17 protein-coding genes, 1 tRNA gene and 2 pseudogenes are annotated in these 17,126 nt (G+C 62.7%); 13 read left to right on the top strand and 7 right to left on the bottom strand.

Features of this window, described 5'->3' with window-relative positions:
- The first annotated feature begins 1 nt into the window (after position 1).
- The 4 genes and pseudogenes from CXG43_RS02030 (at position 2) to CXG43_RS02015 (ending at position 2,782) form a co-directional block, all read left to right on the top strand.
- Complete coding sequence (locus tag CXG43_RS02030; RefSeq protein WP_080341495.1) at positions 2-739, top strand: response regulator transcription factor; 738 nt, start codon at positions 2-4, stop codon at positions 737-739.
- Positions 740-831: 92 nt separating this feature from the next.
- The gene (locus tag CXG43_RS02025; RefSeq protein WP_146027638.1) at positions 832-1,455 is read left to right on the top strand and encodes a hypothetical protein; all 624 of its coding nucleotides are present in this window, start codon (positions 832-834) and stop codon (positions 1,453-1,455) included.
- Between the two features lie 184 nt (positions 1,456-1,639).
- Positions 1,640-1,891, top strand: a pseudogene (locus CXG43_RS02020) (transposase); the annotation flags it as partial.
- A gap of 21 nt (positions 1,892-1,912) precedes the next feature.
- Positions 1,913-2,782 carry an MBL fold metallo-hydrolase gene (locus CXG43_RS02015; RefSeq protein WP_232767548.1) on the top strand — a complete coding sequence of 290 codons (870 nt, stop codon included), beginning with the start codon at positions 1,913-1,915 and terminating at the stop codon, positions 2,780-2,782.
- A gap of 248 nt (positions 2,783-3,030) precedes the next feature.
- Here CXG43_RS02015 and CXG43_RS19540 read toward each other — a convergent pair whose 3' ends face one another.
- On the bottom strand, positions 3,031-3,162 hold the full coding sequence (locus CXG43_RS19540) for a hypothetical protein (RefSeq protein ID WP_269801247.1): 132 nt from the start codon (positions 3,160-3,162) through the stop codon (positions 3,031-3,033).
- A gap of 114 nt (positions 3,163-3,276) precedes the next feature.
- The gene (locus CXG43_RS02010) at positions 3,277-4,197 is read right to left on the bottom strand and encodes a DNA-binding protein (protein ID WP_157825030.1); all 921 of its coding nucleotides are present in this window, start codon (positions 4,195-4,197) and stop codon (positions 3,277-3,279) included.
- A gap of 107 nt (positions 4,198-4,304) precedes the next feature.
- Between CXG43_RS02010 and CXG43_RS02005 the strand changes: the two genes are divergently transcribed.
- The 8 genes and pseudogenes from CXG43_RS02005 (at position 4,305) to CXG43_RS01975 (ending at position 12,894) form a co-directional block, all read left to right on the top strand.
- Positions 4,305-5,042, top strand: coding sequence for a hypothetical protein (locus CXG43_RS02005; RefSeq protein WP_182338190.1), 738 nt, complete (start codon positions 4,305-4,307; stop codon positions 5,040-5,042).
- A gap of 80 nt (positions 5,043-5,122) precedes the next feature.
- A complete protein-coding gene (locus CXG43_RS02000) occupies positions 5,123-5,674 on the top strand; it encodes a 3'-5' exoribonuclease (RefSeq protein WP_074058992.1) in 552 nt (183 codons plus the stop codon).
- Positions 5,675-5,766: 92 nt separating this feature from the next.
- Positions 5,767-5,869 (top strand) — tRNA-Ile (locus tag CXG43_RS01995).
- Between the two features lie 605 nt (positions 5,870-6,474).
- Complete coding sequence (locus CXG43_RS01990; protein ID WP_224096875.1) at positions 6,475-6,864, top strand: hypothetical protein; 390 nt, start codon at positions 6,475-6,477, stop codon at positions 6,862-6,864.
- A gap of 24 nt (positions 6,865-6,888) precedes the next feature.
- Complete coding sequence (locus tag CXG43_RS01985) at positions 6,889-8,247, top strand: TolC family protein (RefSeq protein ID WP_224096874.1); 1,359 nt, start codon at positions 6,889-6,891, stop codon at positions 8,245-8,247.
- Positions 8,244-9,245, top strand: coding sequence for an efflux RND transporter periplasmic adaptor subunit (locus CXG43_RS01980; RefSeq protein WP_232767547.1), 1,002 nt, complete (start codon positions 8,244-8,246; stop codon positions 9,243-9,245). The genes CXG43_RS01985 and CXG43_RS01980 overlap by 4 nt, the downstream gene beginning before the upstream one ends.
- A 350-nt stretch (positions 9,246-9,595) precedes the next feature.
- Positions 9,596-9,688, top strand: a pseudogene (locus CXG43_RS19610) (heavy metal-binding domain-containing protein); the annotation flags it as partial.
- A 65-nt stretch (positions 9,689-9,753) separates the two neighbouring features.
- Entirely contained in the window at positions 9,754-12,894 is a 3,141-nt protein-coding gene (locus CXG43_RS01975; RefSeq protein WP_101098468.1) for a CusA/CzcA family heavy metal efflux RND transporter, read from the top strand.
- A gap of 104 nt (positions 12,895-12,998) precedes the next feature.
- On the opposite strand, the gene CXG43_RS01970 is transcribed toward CXG43_RS01975, so the two are convergent.
- Together CXG43_RS01970 and CXG43_RS01965 are read right to left on the bottom strand one after the other, a co-directional pair.
- Positions 12,999-13,829, bottom strand: coding sequence for a DUF4198 domain-containing protein (locus tag CXG43_RS01970; protein ID WP_005995738.1), 831 nt, complete (start codon positions 13,827-13,829; stop codon positions 12,999-13,001).
- A gap of 26 nt (positions 13,830-13,855) precedes the next feature.
- On the bottom strand, positions 13,856-14,143 hold the full coding sequence (locus CXG43_RS01965; protein ID WP_005413409.1) for a TonB-dependent receptor: 288 nt from the start codon (positions 14,141-14,143) through the stop codon (positions 13,856-13,858).
- An 88-nt stretch (positions 14,144-14,231) separates the two neighbouring features.
- On the opposite strand from CXG43_RS01965, the gene CXG43_RS01960 reads away from it, so the two are divergent.
- Positions 14,232-14,420, top strand: a complete 189-nt coding sequence (locus CXG43_RS01960; protein ID WP_187756563.1) for an arginase family protein — start codon at positions 14,232-14,234, stop codon at positions 14,418-14,420.
- A 29-nt stretch (positions 14,421-14,449) separates the two neighbouring features.
- On the opposite strand, the gene CXG43_RS01955 is transcribed toward CXG43_RS01960, so the two are convergent.
- From CXG43_RS01955 to CXG43_RS01945, 3 genes are all read right to left on the bottom strand, one after another.
- Positions 14,450-15,001, bottom strand: coding sequence for a DUF305 domain-containing protein (locus CXG43_RS01955; RefSeq protein WP_005995733.1), 552 nt, complete (start codon positions 14,999-15,001; stop codon positions 14,450-14,452).
- Between the two features lie 74 nt (positions 15,002-15,075).
- Positions 15,076-15,351, bottom strand: a complete 276-nt coding sequence (locus CXG43_RS01950; RefSeq protein ID WP_005413412.1) for a hypothetical protein — start codon at positions 15,349-15,351, stop codon at positions 15,076-15,078.
- A gap of 28 nt (positions 15,352-15,379) precedes the next feature.
- Positions 15,380-17,126, bottom strand: a 1,747-nt coding sequence (locus tag CXG43_RS01945) for a copper-translocating P-type ATPase (protein WP_101098467.1), incomplete at its 5' end; no start/stop codon positions are given.

Raw genomic sequence — 17,126 nt, 5'->3', positions numbered from 1 at the left:
CATGCGCCTTCTTGTCATTGACCGTGATCTCCGGGTTGCCAAGGCGATTTTCGAGTATTTCGAGTGCAGGGGGCATCAGCTCGATGCTGCGGGAGACGGCGTCACAGGGCTGCACCTTGCAGTGTCTAATACCTATGACGCAGTCGTCTTGGATTGGACGTTGCCGCGTATCGAAGGCCCTGATCTGATCAGCAAGCTGCGGTCTGAGCATGGTGTATCGGTACCAGTTCTGATGCTTACTGAGAGGCGGGAGCTGTCCGATAAAATTCGTGCCTTCCGTTCTGGGGCGGATGACTATGTAACCAAGCCATTTGACATCCCGGAATTGGAAGTCCGGCTTCAGGCGATAGTGAACCGCGCCCAAGGGCGTCCGGCCACCAGACGGCTGACAGTCGGTGGCCTTACTCTCGATCTGGCAACGTTGATAGCGACCAGGGAAGGAAGGCAGCTGCGGCTCTACCCTGGATCCCGAAAGTTGCTACAAGTTCTGATGCGGGCGAGCCCTTCGGCTGTGAGTCGCCAAGAGCTGGAGCACGCTTTATGGGGGGACGATCCGCCAGATCGGGACCTGCTCCGATCTCATATGTCCGCCCTCAGACGAAGCGTTGATGGGGGGTTCGACGAGAGGTTGATACATACGCTGCCACGCTTTGGCTATCGATTGGGGGCCGAGATGATCGTTTCGGGCTCGCCAAGAAGAGCCTGCACGTCGGATGTAGCAGCTCTATGCGAAAAGTAAGCCAAGCTGTATGGCCTATCGTGTCGTTCCTTGCGATGGCCACCTGGGGCGTGGTGGCTATGGAGCCTTTCGCGCCGGGACCGGAGGAGAGGATGCTCTGGATCCCAGCCTGTATCACGCTATCCAGCATGGCCGCAATGACGGTGGCTAGCCTTATTCAGGACATGTTTGCATTAGCCCGAAGAAGTTGGGGGCAGTTCCTGAGGAGATATCCCAGCGTGTGCCTTGAGGCACTGGTCTTGTTGGCGGCTCCATTCCTTCTTTACACGCAGCAGTCTGGTTGCCAGCTTCTGTGCCCCGCATTAACGGCAAGCCTTTTACTGATTCTTCTGTCGGCTGTAGAAACGCTTTCCACCTCGGTTGTCTTCAGGGTTCGCACTTCGCCGACGTCGTTGATAATGCTGGCGCATTCCGGTGCAGGCATGTTTGCGACGTATATGTTTACCAAGGGGCTGAAGGTTACCTCGCCCATTAGTCATTTCTGGTTCTTTGGCTCCGTCCTTATGAGTGGCGTGCTGTCTTTTCTCATTGCTCGGTTCTGGACCAACCTGCTCAGAGGTGCGACGGTGGGGTATTCAACTGTAGTTGAAAGGATCATTAGGACCTTCAGCGCGGAACCGTCTGCTGCCCAGTGGATTACAAGGCATGTGGTGACAGGGGGTAGGAAGCAGAAGGCAGCGAAAGGCCGATGCAGAACCATAAAACGCAAAAAGTAGCCAGACGTACGTCTCATCTGACGGCGTAACGGATGGCTCTCGTGAGGGCCGTTTAGCCGCCTGAGCCTTTTTTCTGCTTTCATCAACTGCGACCAATTATCATGGGCACAAAGGTTCTCATTGGACCGGCCAAGATTTCGTAGACATCTCAGAGCCATAAGCAATGGAAGCCAGAGAGGTGTCTATGGCGAGCAAGCAGTACACGGATGAGTTCAATGCCGAAGCGGTCAAGCAGGTTACCCAAAGGGGCTTTGCTGTAGCCGAGGTTGCCAAGCGGCTGGGGGTCTCATCCCACAGCCTTTACCAATGGCTCCGCAAGGCCAAGAGCGAGGCCTTGGCGGGCACACCAGAGGGGTCGATGTTGCCCACGCCCAAGGACTCAGCCGAGGTGCGTCGGTTGAAGGCCGAGGTGAAACGTCTGACTGAGGAGCGCGATCACTCCAATTAGAGAAGACATATGAAAATGCTGTCCCTTACACTTGGCACGCTTTCGGCGCTAGGCCTCCAGAGCAACGCAGATGCTGCAGGCGTCTCGGGCGCGACGACGTCGTTCCAGCAGATACGCAATGCCACGGCTAAGATTACGTATGGCGAAACCGTATTGCTGGTGGACCCTATGCTGGCCTCTAAAGGCGCCTATCCAGGCTTCCCGGAAACGTATCGCAATGAATTGCGCAACCCGACCGTCGAACTTCCCTTCGACACCGGTCAGGTGCTCAAGGGAGTGGATGCGGTGCTTGTGACACATACCCACTTGGATCATTGGGATCCCGCCGCTGAGTCGCTGATTCCGAAGCAGATGCCCGTATTCGTCCAAAACGAAGTTGACGCTAAGCTGCTGAGGGATAAGGGTTTCAAAGACGTCCGGATCCTGCGTCCGCGCGAAATTTTTGGCGGAGTGGCTATCTCCCGCACTGTGACTCAGCACGGCTCGGATTCAATGTACGCGATTGAGTCGCTGGCGAAGAGACTTGGCAGTGTTATGGGTTTGGTCTTTGAAAAGGCTGGTTCACCAACGATCTACCTTGCTGCTGATACCGTCTGGACGAATGAAGTACAGGATACGATCAATCGCTATAAACCGGATGTTATCGTCCTCAACACTGGCGATGCTCGCATCACGGGTTTTGATACGGGGATCATCATGAGTTCTGGGGATACACTTAGGGCGCACACGCTCGCCCCTAATGCGAAGATTGTGTCCGTGCATATGGATGCCGTGAACCACGCGACTGTCTCCCGCGCCGACCTGCGGCAGTACGTTATCGAAAATTCGCTCCAAGGCAGCGTCTTGATTCCTGAAGATGGTGAAACGCTCAAGTTTTGACCCCGCCACCTCTGGCGATGATGCGTTAGCGTTGGCCGCTGCAGCTGGATGGATCCTCTGCGTATGGGGCAGGGCGATAGCTTTGATTTTGCGCCGGCTCGAAGAAATAAGGCCGGCCACGGGATCAAGCTACTGCACATCTCGATAAATTCGGTAGACCAGCGGCGACCTCTAACGCAGGGGATGAGCTGAATGCTCAACGTGAGTATTGGCACATCATCGCCAAAGCCGGCCAGCGAATGGCATGCCTACTTGATCCAGATCCGGGCGCCGCCCTCCAGCTCAACGCAGTCGGGAGTCTCGACGGCATCGACCAGCGTGATCCATTTGAAGAGCTGCAATTCGACGCTGGGGATCCTGTTCACCTGGGCGTTGCTCATCATGGATCAGGTACCTCACGGGTCTATTGCGGCGAGTGGGATCCGGGGCAGGACTGCACCCTGCCCCGCTTGCGGATGATCGGGCTGGCCTAGCTAATCGCACCGGTCATCGGCCTACCCCGAGCGCGCCTTGCGGACCGGTTTTGCCTTGGTTCGCGCGGGCGCTGCCGGCGGTGTGAGTGCAGCGCGCACTTGCTCGGGCAGATCGCCCAAGCGCTCAAGCTGGCTGGCATAGGCGCTTGCCAGCGCGCTCTGGATGTCCCGGTCGCGCAGTGCCTGGGCGGTGGTCTGTTCAGCCTGCTGGCGGGCCGCGCTTAGGTTGCTGAGCTCACGCTGGTGCTGAAGGGATTGCGCGGTGACGCTGTGCTGGAGCTGCTGCAGCGCCTGGCGTGCCCGGTCCACCTCGGTCAGTGCGCGGTCTTCGGTGGCGCGGAGATGCGCCAGCAGCTCATCGCGCTCGGCGGTGTGCTGGTCGGCCTTCTGCGCCAGCTCGGCGCGCAGCGCGGCCACCTGTTCCTCCAGGAGTTCGTTGCGCGTGGAAGTGCCGTCGCGTTGGCGGCGCAGGTCGTCGCGCTCGTCGTGCAGCTGGCGCAACTGTTCGCGCAGGGCGGCGGCGCTGGTCTCAGCCGTACGGGCCTCGTGCTGGGCTTGAGTCAGCCGCTCCAGCGCTTGGGTGCGCTCATGCGCCAGCACGTCCTGCTGGCTGGCCACGGCGGCCTGCGCCGCGTGCAAATCGGCGCGTTCGCCAACCACCAAGGCCTGCGCGTGGTCGGCGGCGGCCTCTAGGGCGGCGGCCCAGCAGCGCTGCGCCAACGCGTCCACCTCCGTCGGCACGTCCGGGCGGCCCTGCTCGCGGGCGCGCTGCCGCAGGCGTGCGCCGACGCTGGCCCACCAGCTGTCCAAGTGACGGGTCACGGTATTGGGTGAACCGGTGCCCAGGTGGGCGCGGATGCGTTCCACCGTGGGGCGATCGCCTCCGGCGATGAGGTCGTCGGCGGCCTGATGGACGTCCAGCTCAGTGAGGCCCCGGGCCATAAACATGTCTCCAGCTGCGAAAAAGAACGAATCCGAGCGGTACATCCGATAATGTAGAATTATCGGATGTATCGACGCCAGCGTGTAGTGAGAGGTACATAGTACATATGAAAAACATCACTTCCATTACCGTTGATCGGAGTGTCGCCCTGCCCGATCCGGCCCGGCTGTCGGCGCAGGCCGCTACCGCCGCTGACCAGATCCTGGCGGCGGCGCACAGCGCCAATACCACCCGCAGTTACCGTACCGCCCTGCGCTACTGGGCCGGCTGGTACCAAGGCCGCTACGCTCAGCCGCTACGCCTGCCGCTGCCGTCGGCAACCGTGGTGCAATTCATCGTCGACCACGTGGCGCGCGACACCGCCGAGGGTGTGCGCTGGGAGTTGCCGGCCGCGCTGGACCAGGCGCTGGTGGCGGCCAAGTTGAAGAGCCGCCCTGGCCCGTGGCGGTTGGCCACCCTCACCCACCGCGTCTCGGTGCTGAGCAAGGTCCATCAGCTGCAGCACTTGGCCAATCCCCTCGACAGCGTCGAGGTGCGCCAGCTGCTGGTCAGCGCCCGCCGGACTGCGCATAAGCGTGGGGAGCGCCCACGCAAAAAGGCAGCGATCACACGGCTCGAGCTGCATGCGCTGCTGGCCACCTGCGGCCCCGGCTTGGCAGGCCTGCGCGATCGCGCCCTGCTCTACTTCGGCTTTTCCACTGGCGGTCGCCGTCGCAGCGAGGTGGCGGCAGCGACCCTGGCGCATCTGCGTGCCCTGCCCGAAGGCGGTTTTGTCTACCACCTGGACCAGGCTAAGACGAGGGCTGGCAGGGAATCGTTACGAGCACGGCCAGATCTTCGCTAACCGATTGATGGATCGCTGAATTCTACCCTCGGCCGCACTTCCAGGCTCGGCCCCCCGGGAAGCTGTGGCACCATTCAATCATGGCCACCACGTACTACTTCTTGGACACCGAGTGGGCCGATGTAACGGGCAGCGAGCTGGTGAGTCTGGCGCTGGTGAACGAAGGTGGAGACCGCCTTTTCTACGCTGAGCGAGCCAGCCTGCCCGAGGCTCCCACCGACTTCGTTCGTCAGAGCGTCTACCCGCTGCTCGACCGCGGCGACGCAGCCCTGCCGGATGCCGTCCTGACTACCGAGCTGCGCGCCTTCCTCAGCGAGACCGACGCGCTGGCGGTGATGGCGGATTTCCCGAACGATCTCCAGCTGCTGCGGTATGCACTGGATGGTTTTGAGCTACCCGATGACCAGGTTGCCGCATGCGGACCCCGGCCGGCCCCGGTCATGACATGCATGTCGAAGGAAGGCCTTCCTGGGCTGCTGGTCGAGGACTGGTTCGCAGCCCATCCGGAACATAGGGCCAGGCGCCACCATGCGTTGGTGGACGCGCAGGCCTTGCGGATGGCCTGGCTGGTGGCGACCGGCCGGATCTCTGCTCCGGCGTGGGCCCACTCCTACCGCCGCGCCCGGGGATAGCGGCATAGCGTCCATCCCCGGTATGCTTGCCCCATGAACCGCCTGAGCCAGCTCGACCCTCGAATACCGGCGTGATCGCATCGATCGATCACGCCCCTGTTGCTCATGTTGGTCAGAGGGCCGGCCTTATACCCCGGTGAGAGCACGCGCCAGATAAGCGCGTACACGTCGGTTCGATTCCGACCAGGGGCACCACCGTCAACGACGGAAAAATGCTTCTACTTGAGGGTCGGCAGGGATTCGTGAGAAAAACAGCCGAATCGGCTCTATCGCCATGATTCAACGAGGAAACACCCCTCGACGTCAACAGTTCGTGGATTACAGAGCTAGGCTTGATCGAACCAGAAGTCGCGTGACAGAGGCATTGCGGAAGTACTGCTCAGGCACGCGTGCCCTTCTTGAATATTGGATTCAAGAGTTTCCACGCTCCTGACCCAACGGAAACCCTCAACAAGAAGGCTCCGACAGTCGCCTGACCCATTGCAGTAGTTCCTAGTGCGGGATCGTCCGTCCAGCGTCGACGTCGGCCAAACCCTCGCGGGTCTGCCGATCCTTCTCCTCCTCGGTCAATTCCGGTATGTGATCGCCGCCGTGCTCCCTTCTGAGGCCGACACGCCAGCCGCCCCGGCCGCATCCCCCTGCTGCGGCGGATGCCACCGCTGAGTCCGCGCGATGGCTTGATCGTGATCAATGCCAGTCGGCCCCAAGAGGGCTAGACTGGCAATTATGAGAGCTCGCACGTCCCCTGCCCTGATCTGCCCAGCGTCCGCAGGCGCTGCTTCGGGCGTGCGGGAGCTGTCATGGTGAAGCTGCTGAGGCGATGGCGGCGACCCCGTCCTCGTGCCCGACTGGCATGGCTGGGACTGTGGGCGCTGCTGCTGCAACAACTGGCGCTGGTGGCCTACGCCTGTCCGCTGGAATCGGTGGATGCTGGACAAGCGACCCTGATGGTCGGTTGCGAAGAGATGTCCGCGCCGGATCCCGATGCTCCGGCGTTGTGCGACCAGCATTGCCAGCGCGATCACATCGCCACGGCCGATGCGAAGGCCCCTCAAGTGCCTTACCAGCCCGCGCTGGCCGCCTCCGCGCTCGTGCAGGCTCTGTTGCCACCGGTACACGCACGTTCTATCGGGATGTTCCGGTGTGCGTGTCCGATCCGCCCCCCCTGCAGCGCTTCTGTAGCCTGCTGATTTAAGCCCCTCCTGGATTGACCCGTGCTCGTGCTGCTTGTGTTGCAGCACGCTCGTTGTCGTTTGTCCGGAGGTCTTATGGAGATGTCCTTCTTTCTGCGTGCAAGACGCAGGATGGCGTGCGGGGTGTTGTTTGCCCTGGCGCTCAGTGGTCCTGTGGTGGCGGCACCGCCCGCTATCCCGATCAGCTATCCCGAAGCACTACAACAAGCGCTTGCTAACGCCCCTACCCTGCAGGTGCGCCGATCCCAGATCGATGCAAGTACCGAAGAAGCCGCGCGTGCCGGCGCGTTGCCCGATCCACGTCTGATCGTGGGGCTGGCGAACTGGCCCGTCAGCGGACCCGATGCCTTCAGTCTGCGGGCAGACGAGATGACCACCCAGCAAGTCGGGCTGATGCAGGAGTTTCCTGCCCGTGCGAAACGACGTGCCGAGCAAGCGCTGGCTCAAGCGACGCTGGCACAAGCGCGCTCACTGTCGATGGTCGAACAGCAGATGGTGGTCCAAGCGGCCGCGCAGGCCTGGATCGAGCTGCGGAGTACGCAGCAAGCCGTAGATGCGTTGGAAGGTTTGCGCGAGCCGGCGCGCATAGCCGAGCGTGCGGCGCGTGCTCGCTTGGCAGGTGGCACGGCCGGGGCCAGTGACGTGCTTGCCGCCCAGGCCGTCCTACTGCAGTTGGACAATCGCCTGGAGCAGGTACATGCGGAGCACGCCGCGGCGCAGGCCGGCCTGGCGCGGTGGTTGGGTATTGCACCAGAGGCGATCTTGGCCAGTGGTACGGCGCCGGATTTTTCGCAGTTGCCATTGGAGCCCACCCAACTGCTGGCCAACCTGGACCAGCACACACCACTACTGGGCTGGGAGGCACGCCAGAGCTTAGCCCAGGCCCAGGTGGATGCGGCCGTGGCCGAAACCCGCCCGGATTGGAGTGTGGAGCTCACCTACGGACGTCGCGAGCGCGCACTCGACGGCATGGCGCGCAGCGACATGCTCATGGTGGAAGTGGGCGTGGGCCTGCCGCTGTTCCAGAAGAACCGCCAAGCACGAGGCATCGTGGCACGACGGGCTGAGCTGGAGGCGGTGTCCGCAGAGCGCGATGAGGCCCGGCGCATCCAAGCCGAGTCGGTGCAACGCGCGATGGCGCGATGGCGCGGGTTAACCGGCCAGTTGGAGCGTCAGAACACGCAGAGCCTGCCTTTGGCGCGCGATCGCGCACGCACGGCGTTGGCCGCCTACGGCGCCGGTGCCGACCTGCAGCCGTGGCTGGAAGCGCGGCGCGATGAGATCGAATTGCAACTGGAGAACGCCCGTCTGCTGGGCGAACAGGGCCGTGCCTGGGCGGCACTGGCCTATCTGCTGCCCCATGAGGAGAACACGCCATGACCCCGACCAAGACGCGTCTCACACAGCTCGCCGTGGCCCTCGGGTTGCTGGCGCTCGGCTTTGCCAGCGGCTACGCCTGGATGACTCGAACCTCTGATTCCACCCCGCCCACCGGCACGAGCGGCGCAGGTCAAGCGCGCAAGGTGTTGTACTGGTACGACCCCATGGCGCCGGAGCAGCGATTCGACAAGCCGGGCAAATCTCCGTTCATGGATATGAAGTTGCTGCCCAAATACGCAGATGAGGCCATGGGCGGCGGAACGCAGATCAATCCGCGCCTGCAGCAGAACGTGGGCATACGCACTCAGGAAGTGACGGTAGAGTCACTAGGGACTGCTGTACGCGTGCCGGGCACACTGACGAGGGATCTGACCCAGGAAACCGTGGTCAGTGCGCGCACGGAAGGCTTGATCACCCAAGTGCAGGTAAAGGCGCCGTTTACCGAGGTTCGTCGTGGTCAAGCGCTGGCCACCGTGCAGGCCCCGGCATGGAACGCGGCCATCGCCGAAGCACATACCCTGAGCCAAGCTCAGTCCGCGAGCGCGCGTGAGCTACAGGGTGCCGCGCAACAACGGTTGCGTTCGTTGGGTGTTCCTTCTGGCGCCTCGGCCAGAAGTGGCGTCGTGCTTGGCGCAGACCACAGTGGTGTCGTGACCGAGATCCTGGCACGCGAGGGGCAGACGGTGATACCCGGTACGCCACTGTTCAAGATCAATGGGCTGGACACGCTGTGGCTGGAGGCCTCGGTGCCCCAGGCAGCGCTGGGCACCTTGCGGCTGGGGACCTCAGTGCAGGCCACGGTCAATGCATGGCCGGCAGAGCGCTTTGGCGGACAGATCCAGGCGTTGCTTCCCCAGGTCGACATGGCTAGTCGCACGCAGCGGGCGCGAATTGTGCTGCGCAACCCGCAGCGTCGGCTGGTGCCGGGCATGTTCGCCGAGGTTCTGGTGCAGCCCGATGCGAGCAGGCCTTGCCAGTCGTTCCCACGGAGGCGCTGATTGCCACCGGGCGGGACAGCCGGGTCATCGTGCAGGATCCGGACGGGAGCTTCCGGCCAGTGCGGGTGAGTGCCGGACGTAGCGTGCAAGGGCGCACGCAGATCGTGGCAGGCTTGGCCGGTGGTGAACGCGTGGTGGTCTCGGGTCAGTTCCTGCTCGACTCTGAAGCCAATCTCTCCGGTGCGTTGGAGCGCCTGGGCGCTGCACAACCTACAAGCCCTGCCAGCGCATCAGGTGTACACGAGCGCCATGACGCCGGGCACGACGCACGCACTGTCGTGCCGTCACCGTCCAGACAGCCTGCGCCTGTCGCGCCAGAGACCTCCACCTCCACGCCGCCACGCTGCCCGGTGCAGTACTGGTATGACCCGATGGTGCCGGAGAAGCATTTCGACAAGCCGGGCAAGTCACCGTTCATGGATATGCAGTTGGTACCCAAGTTCGGCTCCGCCGCAGCCGCTGATTGCCAGGCAAGCGCCGTCATGTCCGAAGCGATGGAGGGCACGCCATGATCGCGCGCCTGATCCATGCTTGCATCGCCAATCGCGTGCTGGTGCTGGTTGCCGCCGCGCTGCTGGCGGTGGTCGGCATCTGGTCGATAAAGAACACGCCGCTGGATGCGCTGCCGGACCTGTCGGATACCCAAGTCATCATCCGCACGCAATGGGCTGGGCAAACCCCGCGTATCATCGAAGACCAAGTCACCTACCCGTTGGCCACCACGATGTTGTCCGTGCCGGGCGTGAAAGCGGTACGCGGCTTCTCCTTCTTCGGTGATTCGTTCGTCTACATCCTGTTTGACGATGCCACTGATCTGTACTGGGCTCGCTCTCGAGTGCTCGAGTACTTGAGCCAGGTGCGCGATCGACTTCCGCCGAATGTGAATCCGGCGCTGGGTCCTGATGCGACAGGGCTGGGCTGGATCTACCAGTACGCCTTGGTGGATCGGACCGGTCAACGTGATGTGGGGCAGCTGCGTGCGTTGCAGGACTGGTTTCTTCGTTATGAGCTAAAAACCGTGCCGGACGTGGCTGAAGTAGCCAGTGTGGGCGGTGCGGTGCGCGCCTGGCAGATCCAGCCGGATCCGCAGGCGTTGGCGGCCCGTGGACTGACGCTGGCCGAGCTCATCGAGGCGGTGGATGCGGCCAACGGCGCTACCGGGGGCTCCGTGATCGAACAAGGCGAAGCCGAACTGATGGTGCGTAGCGAAGGCTACCTGCGCACACAGGAGGCGTTCGAACAGGTGCCGGTAACCGGCAACGACGGCATCCCCGTCTTGCTCGGCGAGGTGGCCACGATCAGTCGCGGGCCGGTCTTCCGTCGTGGTATCGCAGAGTCGGATGGTCAAGGTGAGGTGGCCGGCGGCGTGATCGTCCTGCGGACCGGCAAGGATGCCTTGGGGGCCATTCGGAACGTCAAAGCGCGACTGCAGGCGTTGCAATCCAGCTTGCCCGAAGGCGTGGAAGTGGTGGCGGTGTACGACCGCTCCGAGCTAATCCAGGATGCGGTACGCAACCTCACCCATAAGCTTGGTGAAGAGTTCCTGGTCGTAGCGCTGGTATGCCTGCTGTTCCTGTGGCACCTACGCTCGGCGTTGGTGGCCGTCATCACCCTACCCTTGGGTATCCTAGCGGCCTTCATCGTGATGCACGCCCAGGGGATCTCCGCCAACTTGCTGTCGTTAGGAGGCATCGCCATCGCCATTGGTGCGATGGTCGATGCAGCGGTGGTGATGATCGAAAATGCACACAAGCATCTGGAGCACTGGCGGGAGGAGCACGGTCGGGAACCCCAGGGTGAGGAGCGCTGGCAGTTGATGGCCCGCTCGGCGGCCGAGGTCGGACCGGCCCTGTTCGCGAGCTTGCTGGTCATCACCCTATCCTTCGTGCCGGTTTTTGCCCTGCAGGCGCAGGAAGGGCGTTTATTCTCGCCCTTGGCCTACACCAAGACCTACGCGATGGCCGCCGCAGCAGGGTTGTCGGTGACCTTGATCCCCGTGCTGATGGGCTACCTGATCCGCGGCCACATCCGGCCGGAACAACAGAACCCCATAAATCGCATCCTGATCGCCGGATACCGGCCCATTCTGTTGTGGGTCCTCAAACATCCCGGTGTCACCTTGCTGCTCAGTGGCCTGCTGCTGGTGCTCACCTTGATCCCCTTTAGCCGGTTGGGCAGTGAATTCATGCCACCCTTGGAAGAAGGCAGCCTGCTGTACATGCCCACTGCGTTGCCAGGCCTGTCAGCCGACAAGGCGCGCCAGTTGCTTCAGCTCTCAGGACGGATGATCAAAACCGTACCGGAGGTCGAGCACGTGTTCGGCAAGGCCGGCCGTGCCGAAAGTGCGACCGATCCGGCACCTATGGAAATGTTTGAGACCACCGTGACCTTCAAGCCGCGGGATCAATGGCGCCCGGGCATGACCCTTCAGAAGCTACGCCAAGAGTTGGACGCCGCGGTCAAGATTCCCGGTCTAACCAATCTATGGGTACCGCCCATTCGCAATCGCATCGATATGTTGGCCACCGGCATCAAAAGCCCGATTGGGATCAAGGTCTCCGGACCAGATGTGGAGCAGATCGAGCGCCTGAGCCAGCAGATCGAGCAGGTGGCCAAGACTGTGCCCGGCGTGAGTTCGGCACTGGCCGAACGCGTCACCGGCGGGCGCTATGTCGATGTACAGGTGCGCCCGGAAATCGCTGCGCGTTATGGATTCACTCAAGGCCAACTCCAGCAACTGATTGCCACGGTCGTTGGCGGCGATCCAATCGGGGAAACGATCGAGGGGCGCGAGCGCTATCCCATCGTCTTGCGCTACCCCCGTGGCCAGCGCGACTCATTGCAGGCCTTGCAGGATCTGCCGCTGATCGCGCCAGGCGGTGTGCAACTGACCTTGAGCCAGGTGGCGGAGCTGTCAATCAGCCCAGGCCCGCCGATGCTCAAGAGCGATAACGGCCGGTTGGTGGGCTACATCTACGTCGATGTGGCCGATCGCGACTTAGGATCGGTGGTCCAGGACCTGCAAGCCGCGATGCAGACCCAGGTGAGTTTGCCTGCCGGCTATGGTCTGGCCTGGTCGGGGCAGTACGAGTATCTGCAACGGGCATTGGCACGCCTGCAATGGGTGGTGCCCGCGGCGTTGGCGATCATCTTCCTGGTCATCTGGATGGTGTTTCGCCGGCTCAGCGATGTATCCATCATCCTGCTCAGCTTGCCCTTGGCGTTGGTGGGCGGTTTCTGGTTGATCTGGGGGCTGGGCCATGCGATTTCGGTAGCCAGCATGATCGGATTCATCGCCCTGGGTGGCGTTGCGGCTGAGTTCGGCGTCATCATGTTGCTGTACCTGCGTCATGCTTGGGAGCAGCGCTTGGCCAGCGGTGCGCCGGAAGATGTGTCTACCCTGCAAGAGGCTATCTACGAAGGTGCCGTGCAGCGGGTGCGCCCGAAGGCGATGACGGTAGCCGTCATCCTGGCCGGGTTGTTTCCGCTGTTCGTTGGTGCCGGTGCCGGCTCGGAGGTCATGCAACGTATCGCCGCGCCGATGCTGGGTGGCATGCTCACCGCACCGGTGCTCTCTATGGTGGTGATTCCCGCAGCGTTCTATCTGGTGCGGCGACGTGGATTGCGCGCGGCGCGGGGCGACCAATGAGAGACAGACTGAGCACCTGAGGTCCGTCCCCACAAAAAGACGCGAGTCATGGAAGAAGTCATGACTGGCGTCAAAGGGGAGAGTACCGCCTACGTGCCTACTTGTCAGTGCCCGGCGTGCGGGGAAATCTCAAAGCTCAGCGACGCCCGATCCGACACAAAATCCAAAGCCTTTTGTGTAGAGGGCACCATGTGATTGGTGTGGATGTACCAGGTCTTGGCGGTGGTCACCTGGAAACTGGCTTGGCCTTGGGCATCGGTGCGCAGGAGCGTAGCGCTACCGTGCCCGCCCTTGACCGGTGCATCAGCACGATGACCGACGTACACGCGTAGGTTGGGCACTGGCGTGCCCTGCTGCAGCACTTGGAACGACAGCTGTTCGCCGACCTTCACGCTTCCAGGATTGCGGGTCAAGCGGATCTCCAACGGATAGCCCAGCGAGGCAGCGAAGTCGTCGGTCAGTTTCGTGCCCACCTGTCCAATGGCACGGGCATGCTTGGTATAGCTATAGGTGACCCCTTTGGGGAACTTGCTTGCGTCATAGGTGGCCAGCGTATCGGGCAAGTCTTCCAGCTCCAGGTACTTGCCGAACTCGCTGGCCGTACGTGTGCTGGTGGAAGCCATCGTCGAGACACCCAGCAGATAGGTGCCCTCGCCCGCCGGATGGACGGTGAGCTGGCTTTGCTTGCCGATCTCTTTCCAACTGGCCAGGTCCGGGGCGGCCTTGGCACCGTCCTGGCTCAGCGAAACGTCCTGTAGACGCGCTCGGGTGACTGCGCCAGCACTTTCATCGAAGGTGCCGTTGTTCACCAAGGCGGTGTTCGCCTCGCCCGCTGCGGTGCCAGGCTTGGAGAAAGCGACAAACAGGTCGTGCGCACCGGCACTGCCGGCCACAGCGAACAGCAGTAGTGTGGCGGATAGTTGCGTGTTTCTCATGATGTGTAGCTCCTCGTGATCGTGGCTTACCAGTGGTAACCAAAGCGGACATTCCAGCGACGACCCAGCAAGTCGTACGTCATGGTGTCGGTGTCGGTGTTGGGGTTGTTCTTCACGAACGGCGCCTTCTTATCGAGCACTTTTTCAACGCCGGCGGAGATATCCCATTTCTTCTTGATGCCGTAGCTCAGTTGCAGGCTGTGGTACACCACGCTGGACACATGCGAGCCGATCGTGTCGGGCACGGCGATGATGTCGTCCGCGCTGCCGATGTACTGCGCCGAATAGACGCCGGTCCAACGGTTCTTGCCCATACGCAGTGAGCCCAAGCCACGCCACTGGGTGTAGCTACCCAAGCCGCTGGTGATCTTGCCGGCGTACTCAATGGTGGTGGCCCCGGGCGTGAGCGCCCCCAACCCACGCGGGGTGAGTCTGGAGGTCCTGGAAGCCCTGCTGGATCTGGTCATGGCCTCGGGCAAGGTACGTGTGGTCGACGTGGCGGAACTGTGTCCGCCCCTGGATCCGGATCAAGCCACCGCACGTGTGGCCGCGCGTTTGATCCACCGAATGGTCAGTGCGCAGGCTCAGTGAAGTGATATCGGCTGGCAAAAGGCAGTGAGCTAACGGGAACGCTCAGCCAGCAACTGCTTCATTTGCGCGATCTCCTGTGTCTGCGAGGTAATAATGTCCTGGCAGAGCTTCACCAACTCAGGATCCTTCAGACGATTCTCCTCACACATCAGGATGGCGCCAGCGTGGTGGGGAATCATCGAACGGATGAACTGCTTGTCAGTGACCGCTGCTTGAGTGCGAATGCCCCACCAGCAGAACAGCATGAACGCCACCGTCAGACCAGCCAGAATCAGATTGCGTCGGCGATCGGGGTACATGCTGGACATTAGCCACAGCTCGATCAGCAGCATGGGAGCGGCCATCAGGCCCGCCATGTAGAACTGGTTGACGTTGTTATAGACGTTAGCCCACTGATCGACCATTGCGTACATCAATGCGTACATGGCCACGAAAGACAGGCCCATCATCAACAACAGGCGGCCGTAATGGCCTTGATGCCCTTGTTGTGCCTGGTGGGCAGGTTGGTGTGAGGCGTGCGGTTTTGCGTGCTGGGACTGCGGGTCTTGCGCGTTTTCGTGCGTACCGTGCGAAGAGGACATAACAATCTCCGTGGGAATGGCAGAACGGCGGAAGAACCCGGGAACTGTTGGAACAGCTCCCGGGCTGAGAACACTTACATACCCTTGCCGGCAGCGAATTCCTGCGGGCTCAGCTTGCCGTCTTTGTTGCTATCGAGCATGCCAAAGTGCGGCGCCAGCTTGTGCTTGGCCAGTTCTTCCTTGGACAGCGAGCCGTCCTTGTTGGCATCGAGCTTGGTGAAATCGGCATCGGCCGCCGCCGGCTTGTGCTGACCGTGGTCGGTGGTGGGCGTGGTGGTCTGGCCGCCGGCGAAGGCCGCGCCCGCCATCAGGAACAAGGCCATCATCGAGAGGGAGGCATAACGCTTCATTGCAGTACTCCTTGTGGGATATGAGCCATCAGTGACAGGAATGGCCGCGCGCAGGCTCATCGGCGCGGTCAGGGTGGGGGGTGGCAACAACGGTGGAGCCGGACAAACGCAGGGCATTGGCGACCACCGAAACCGAGCTCACGCTCATGGCGAGCGCCGCGACCATCGGACTCAGTAGGATCCCGAACGCGGGGTAGAGCACCCCGGCCGCGAGCGGAACCCCGAGCGCGTTGTAGACGAACGCGAAGGTGAGGTTCTGCTTCATGTTGGCCACGGTGGCCTGAGAGATCTTCCGGGCGCGCAGGATGCCGCGCAGGTCGCCCTTGACCAGGGTGATCTGCGCGCTCGACATCGCGACGTCGGTGCCAGTACCCATGGCAATGCCGACGTCGGCGGCGGCCAGCGCCGGCGCGTCGTTGATGCCGTCGCCCGCCATCGCCACCCGCCGGCCTTCGCGCTTGAGGCGCTGCACCAGTTCGGCCTTGTCCTCGGGGCGGACCTCGCCATGCACTTCGTCCAGGCCCAACTCTGTGGCCACAGCCCGTGCGGTGGTGAGCCCGTCGCCGGTGGCCATGATGATGCGCAGCCCGGCGGCGTGCAGCTCATTGATGGCGGCCGCGGCCGACGCCTTGATCGGGTCTGCGACCGCGATCAGACCCGCCAGGCGACCGTCCACGGCGAGGAACATGGCGCTCGCACCCTCGCGGCGCAGACGCTCGGCGACGTCGACATGCGCACCGGGATCGGCGCCCAGATCATCCATGAGGGCGGTATTGCCCAGCGCAAGCGCGCGACCGGCGACGGTTCCGCGCACACCCATGCCGGTCACCGAGTCGAAGTCCTCCACGCGGTCGAACTCGAAGTTCCGGCGTCGGGCCTCGGCCACGATGGCATCGGCCAGCGGATGCTCGCTGCCCTGGTCCAGGCTGGCCGCCAGGTGCAGCACCTGGTCGGCGTCGAAGCCCTCGAAGGCCACGACTTCCTTGAACGCGGGGCGTCCTTCGGTGAGGGTGCCGGTCTTGTCGACGATGAGGGTATCGATGCGGCGCATGTGCTCGATGGCCTCGGCATCGCGGAACAACACGCCCACCTGTGCCGCCTTGCCGGTGGCGACCATGATCGACATCGGCGTGGCCAGACCCAGCGCGCAGGGGCAGGCGATGATCAACACCGAAACCGCGTTCAGGATGGCAAAGGTCCAGGCCGGCTCCGGGCCGAAGAAGCCCCAGATGAAGAAGGTGGCCACCGCGATCGCCAGGACCGCGAGCACGAACCAGTAGGCGACGGTATCGGCCATCCGCTGCATCGGCGCGCGAGCGCGCTGCGCCTGCGCGACCAGCTGCACGATCTGCGACAGCACAGTGTCGGAACCCACCTTGGCGGCGCGGATCACCAGCGCGCCGGTGCCGTTCTGGGTCGCGCCGATGACCTGATCGCCAGTGGTTTTCTCGACCGGGATCGGCTCGCCGGTGAGCATCGACTCGTCGACCCTGGAGCGGCCTTCCACCACTTCGCCATCCACCGGCAACTTTTCGCCGGGTCGCACGCGCAGGTGGTCGCCGACATGCACGTGGGTTAGCGGGATGTCTTCCTCGGTGCCGTCGGCATTGACCCGCCGGGCTTCCTTGGGCGCCAGACCAAGCAGGCCCTTGATTGCCGCGGACGTTTTCGAACGCGCTCGTAGCTCCAGCATCTGGCCGAGCAGCGTCAGCGACACGATCACCGCCGCCGCCTCGTAATACACGCCGATGCGCCCATGTTCGGTAAACGACGGT

The sequence above is a fragment of the Stenotrophomonas sp. Bg11-02 genome (assembly GCF_002836635.1).
In the GTDB taxonomy this organism is placed as follows: Bacteria; Pseudomonadota; Gammaproteobacteria; order Xanthomonadales; family Xanthomonadaceae; genus Stenotrophomonas; species Stenotrophomonas lacuserhaii.
The sequence above is the reverse complement of the archived record's forward strand: the minus strand, read 5'-3'. Positions and strand labels throughout refer to the sequence as shown.

Excerpts from the sequence above, each read along its gene's own strand:
- CXG43_RS02025 (WP_146027638.1), top strand. The coding sequence starts at position 832 with ATGCTCTGGATCCCAGCCTGTATCACGCTATCCAGCATGGCCGCAATG.
- CXG43_RS01965 (WP_005413409.1), bottom strand. The coding sequence starts at position 14,143 with ATGGGCAAGAACCGTTGGACCGGCGTCTATTCGGCGCAGTACATCGGC.
- CXG43_RS02010 (WP_157825030.1), bottom strand. The coding sequence starts at position 4,197 with ATGGCCCGGGGCCTCACTGAGCTGGACGTCCATCAGGCCGCCGACGAC.
- CXG43_RS01980 (WP_232767547.1), top strand. The coding sequence starts at position 8,244 with ATGACCCCGACCAAGACGCGTCTCACACAGCTCGCCGTGGCCCTCGGG.
- CXG43_RS02030 (WP_080341495.1), top strand. The coding sequence starts at position 2 with ATGCGCCTTCTTGTCATTGACCGTGATCTCCGGGTTGCCAAGGCGATT.
- CXG43_RS01990 (WP_224096875.1), top strand. The coding sequence starts at position 6,475 with ATGGTGAAGCTGCTGAGGCGATGGCGGCGACCCCGTCCTCGTGCCCGA.
- CXG43_RS01975 (WP_101098468.1), top strand. The coding sequence starts at position 9,754 with ATGATCGCGCGCCTGATCCATGCTTGCATCGCCAATCGCGTGCTGGTG.
- CXG43_RS02015 (WP_232767548.1), top strand. The coding sequence starts at position 1,913 with ATGAAAATGCTGTCCCTTACACTTGGCACGCTTTCGGCGCTAGGCCTC.
- CXG43_RS01950 (WP_005413412.1), bottom strand. The coding sequence starts at position 15,351 with ATGAAGCGTTATGCCTCCCTCTCGATGATGGCCTTGTTCCTGATGGCG.
- CXG43_RS02000 (WP_074058992.1), top strand. The coding sequence starts at position 5,123 with ATGGCCACCACGTACTACTTCTTGGACACCGAGTGGGCCGATGTAACG.
- CXG43_RS02005 (WP_182338190.1), top strand. The coding sequence starts at position 4,305 with ATGAAAAACATCACTTCCATTACCGTTGATCGGAGTGTCGCCCTGCCC.
- CXG43_RS01970 (WP_005995738.1), bottom strand. The coding sequence starts at position 13,829 with ATGAGAAACACGCAACTATCCGCCACACTACTGCTGTTCGCTGTGGCC.
- CXG43_RS19540 (WP_269801247.1), bottom strand. The coding sequence starts at position 3,162 with ATGAGCAACGCCCAGGTGAACAGGATCCCCAGCGTCGAATTGCAGCTC.
- CXG43_RS01955 (WP_005995733.1), bottom strand. The coding sequence starts at position 15,001 with ATGTCCTCTTCGCACGGTACGCACGAAAACGCGCAAGACCCGCAGTCC.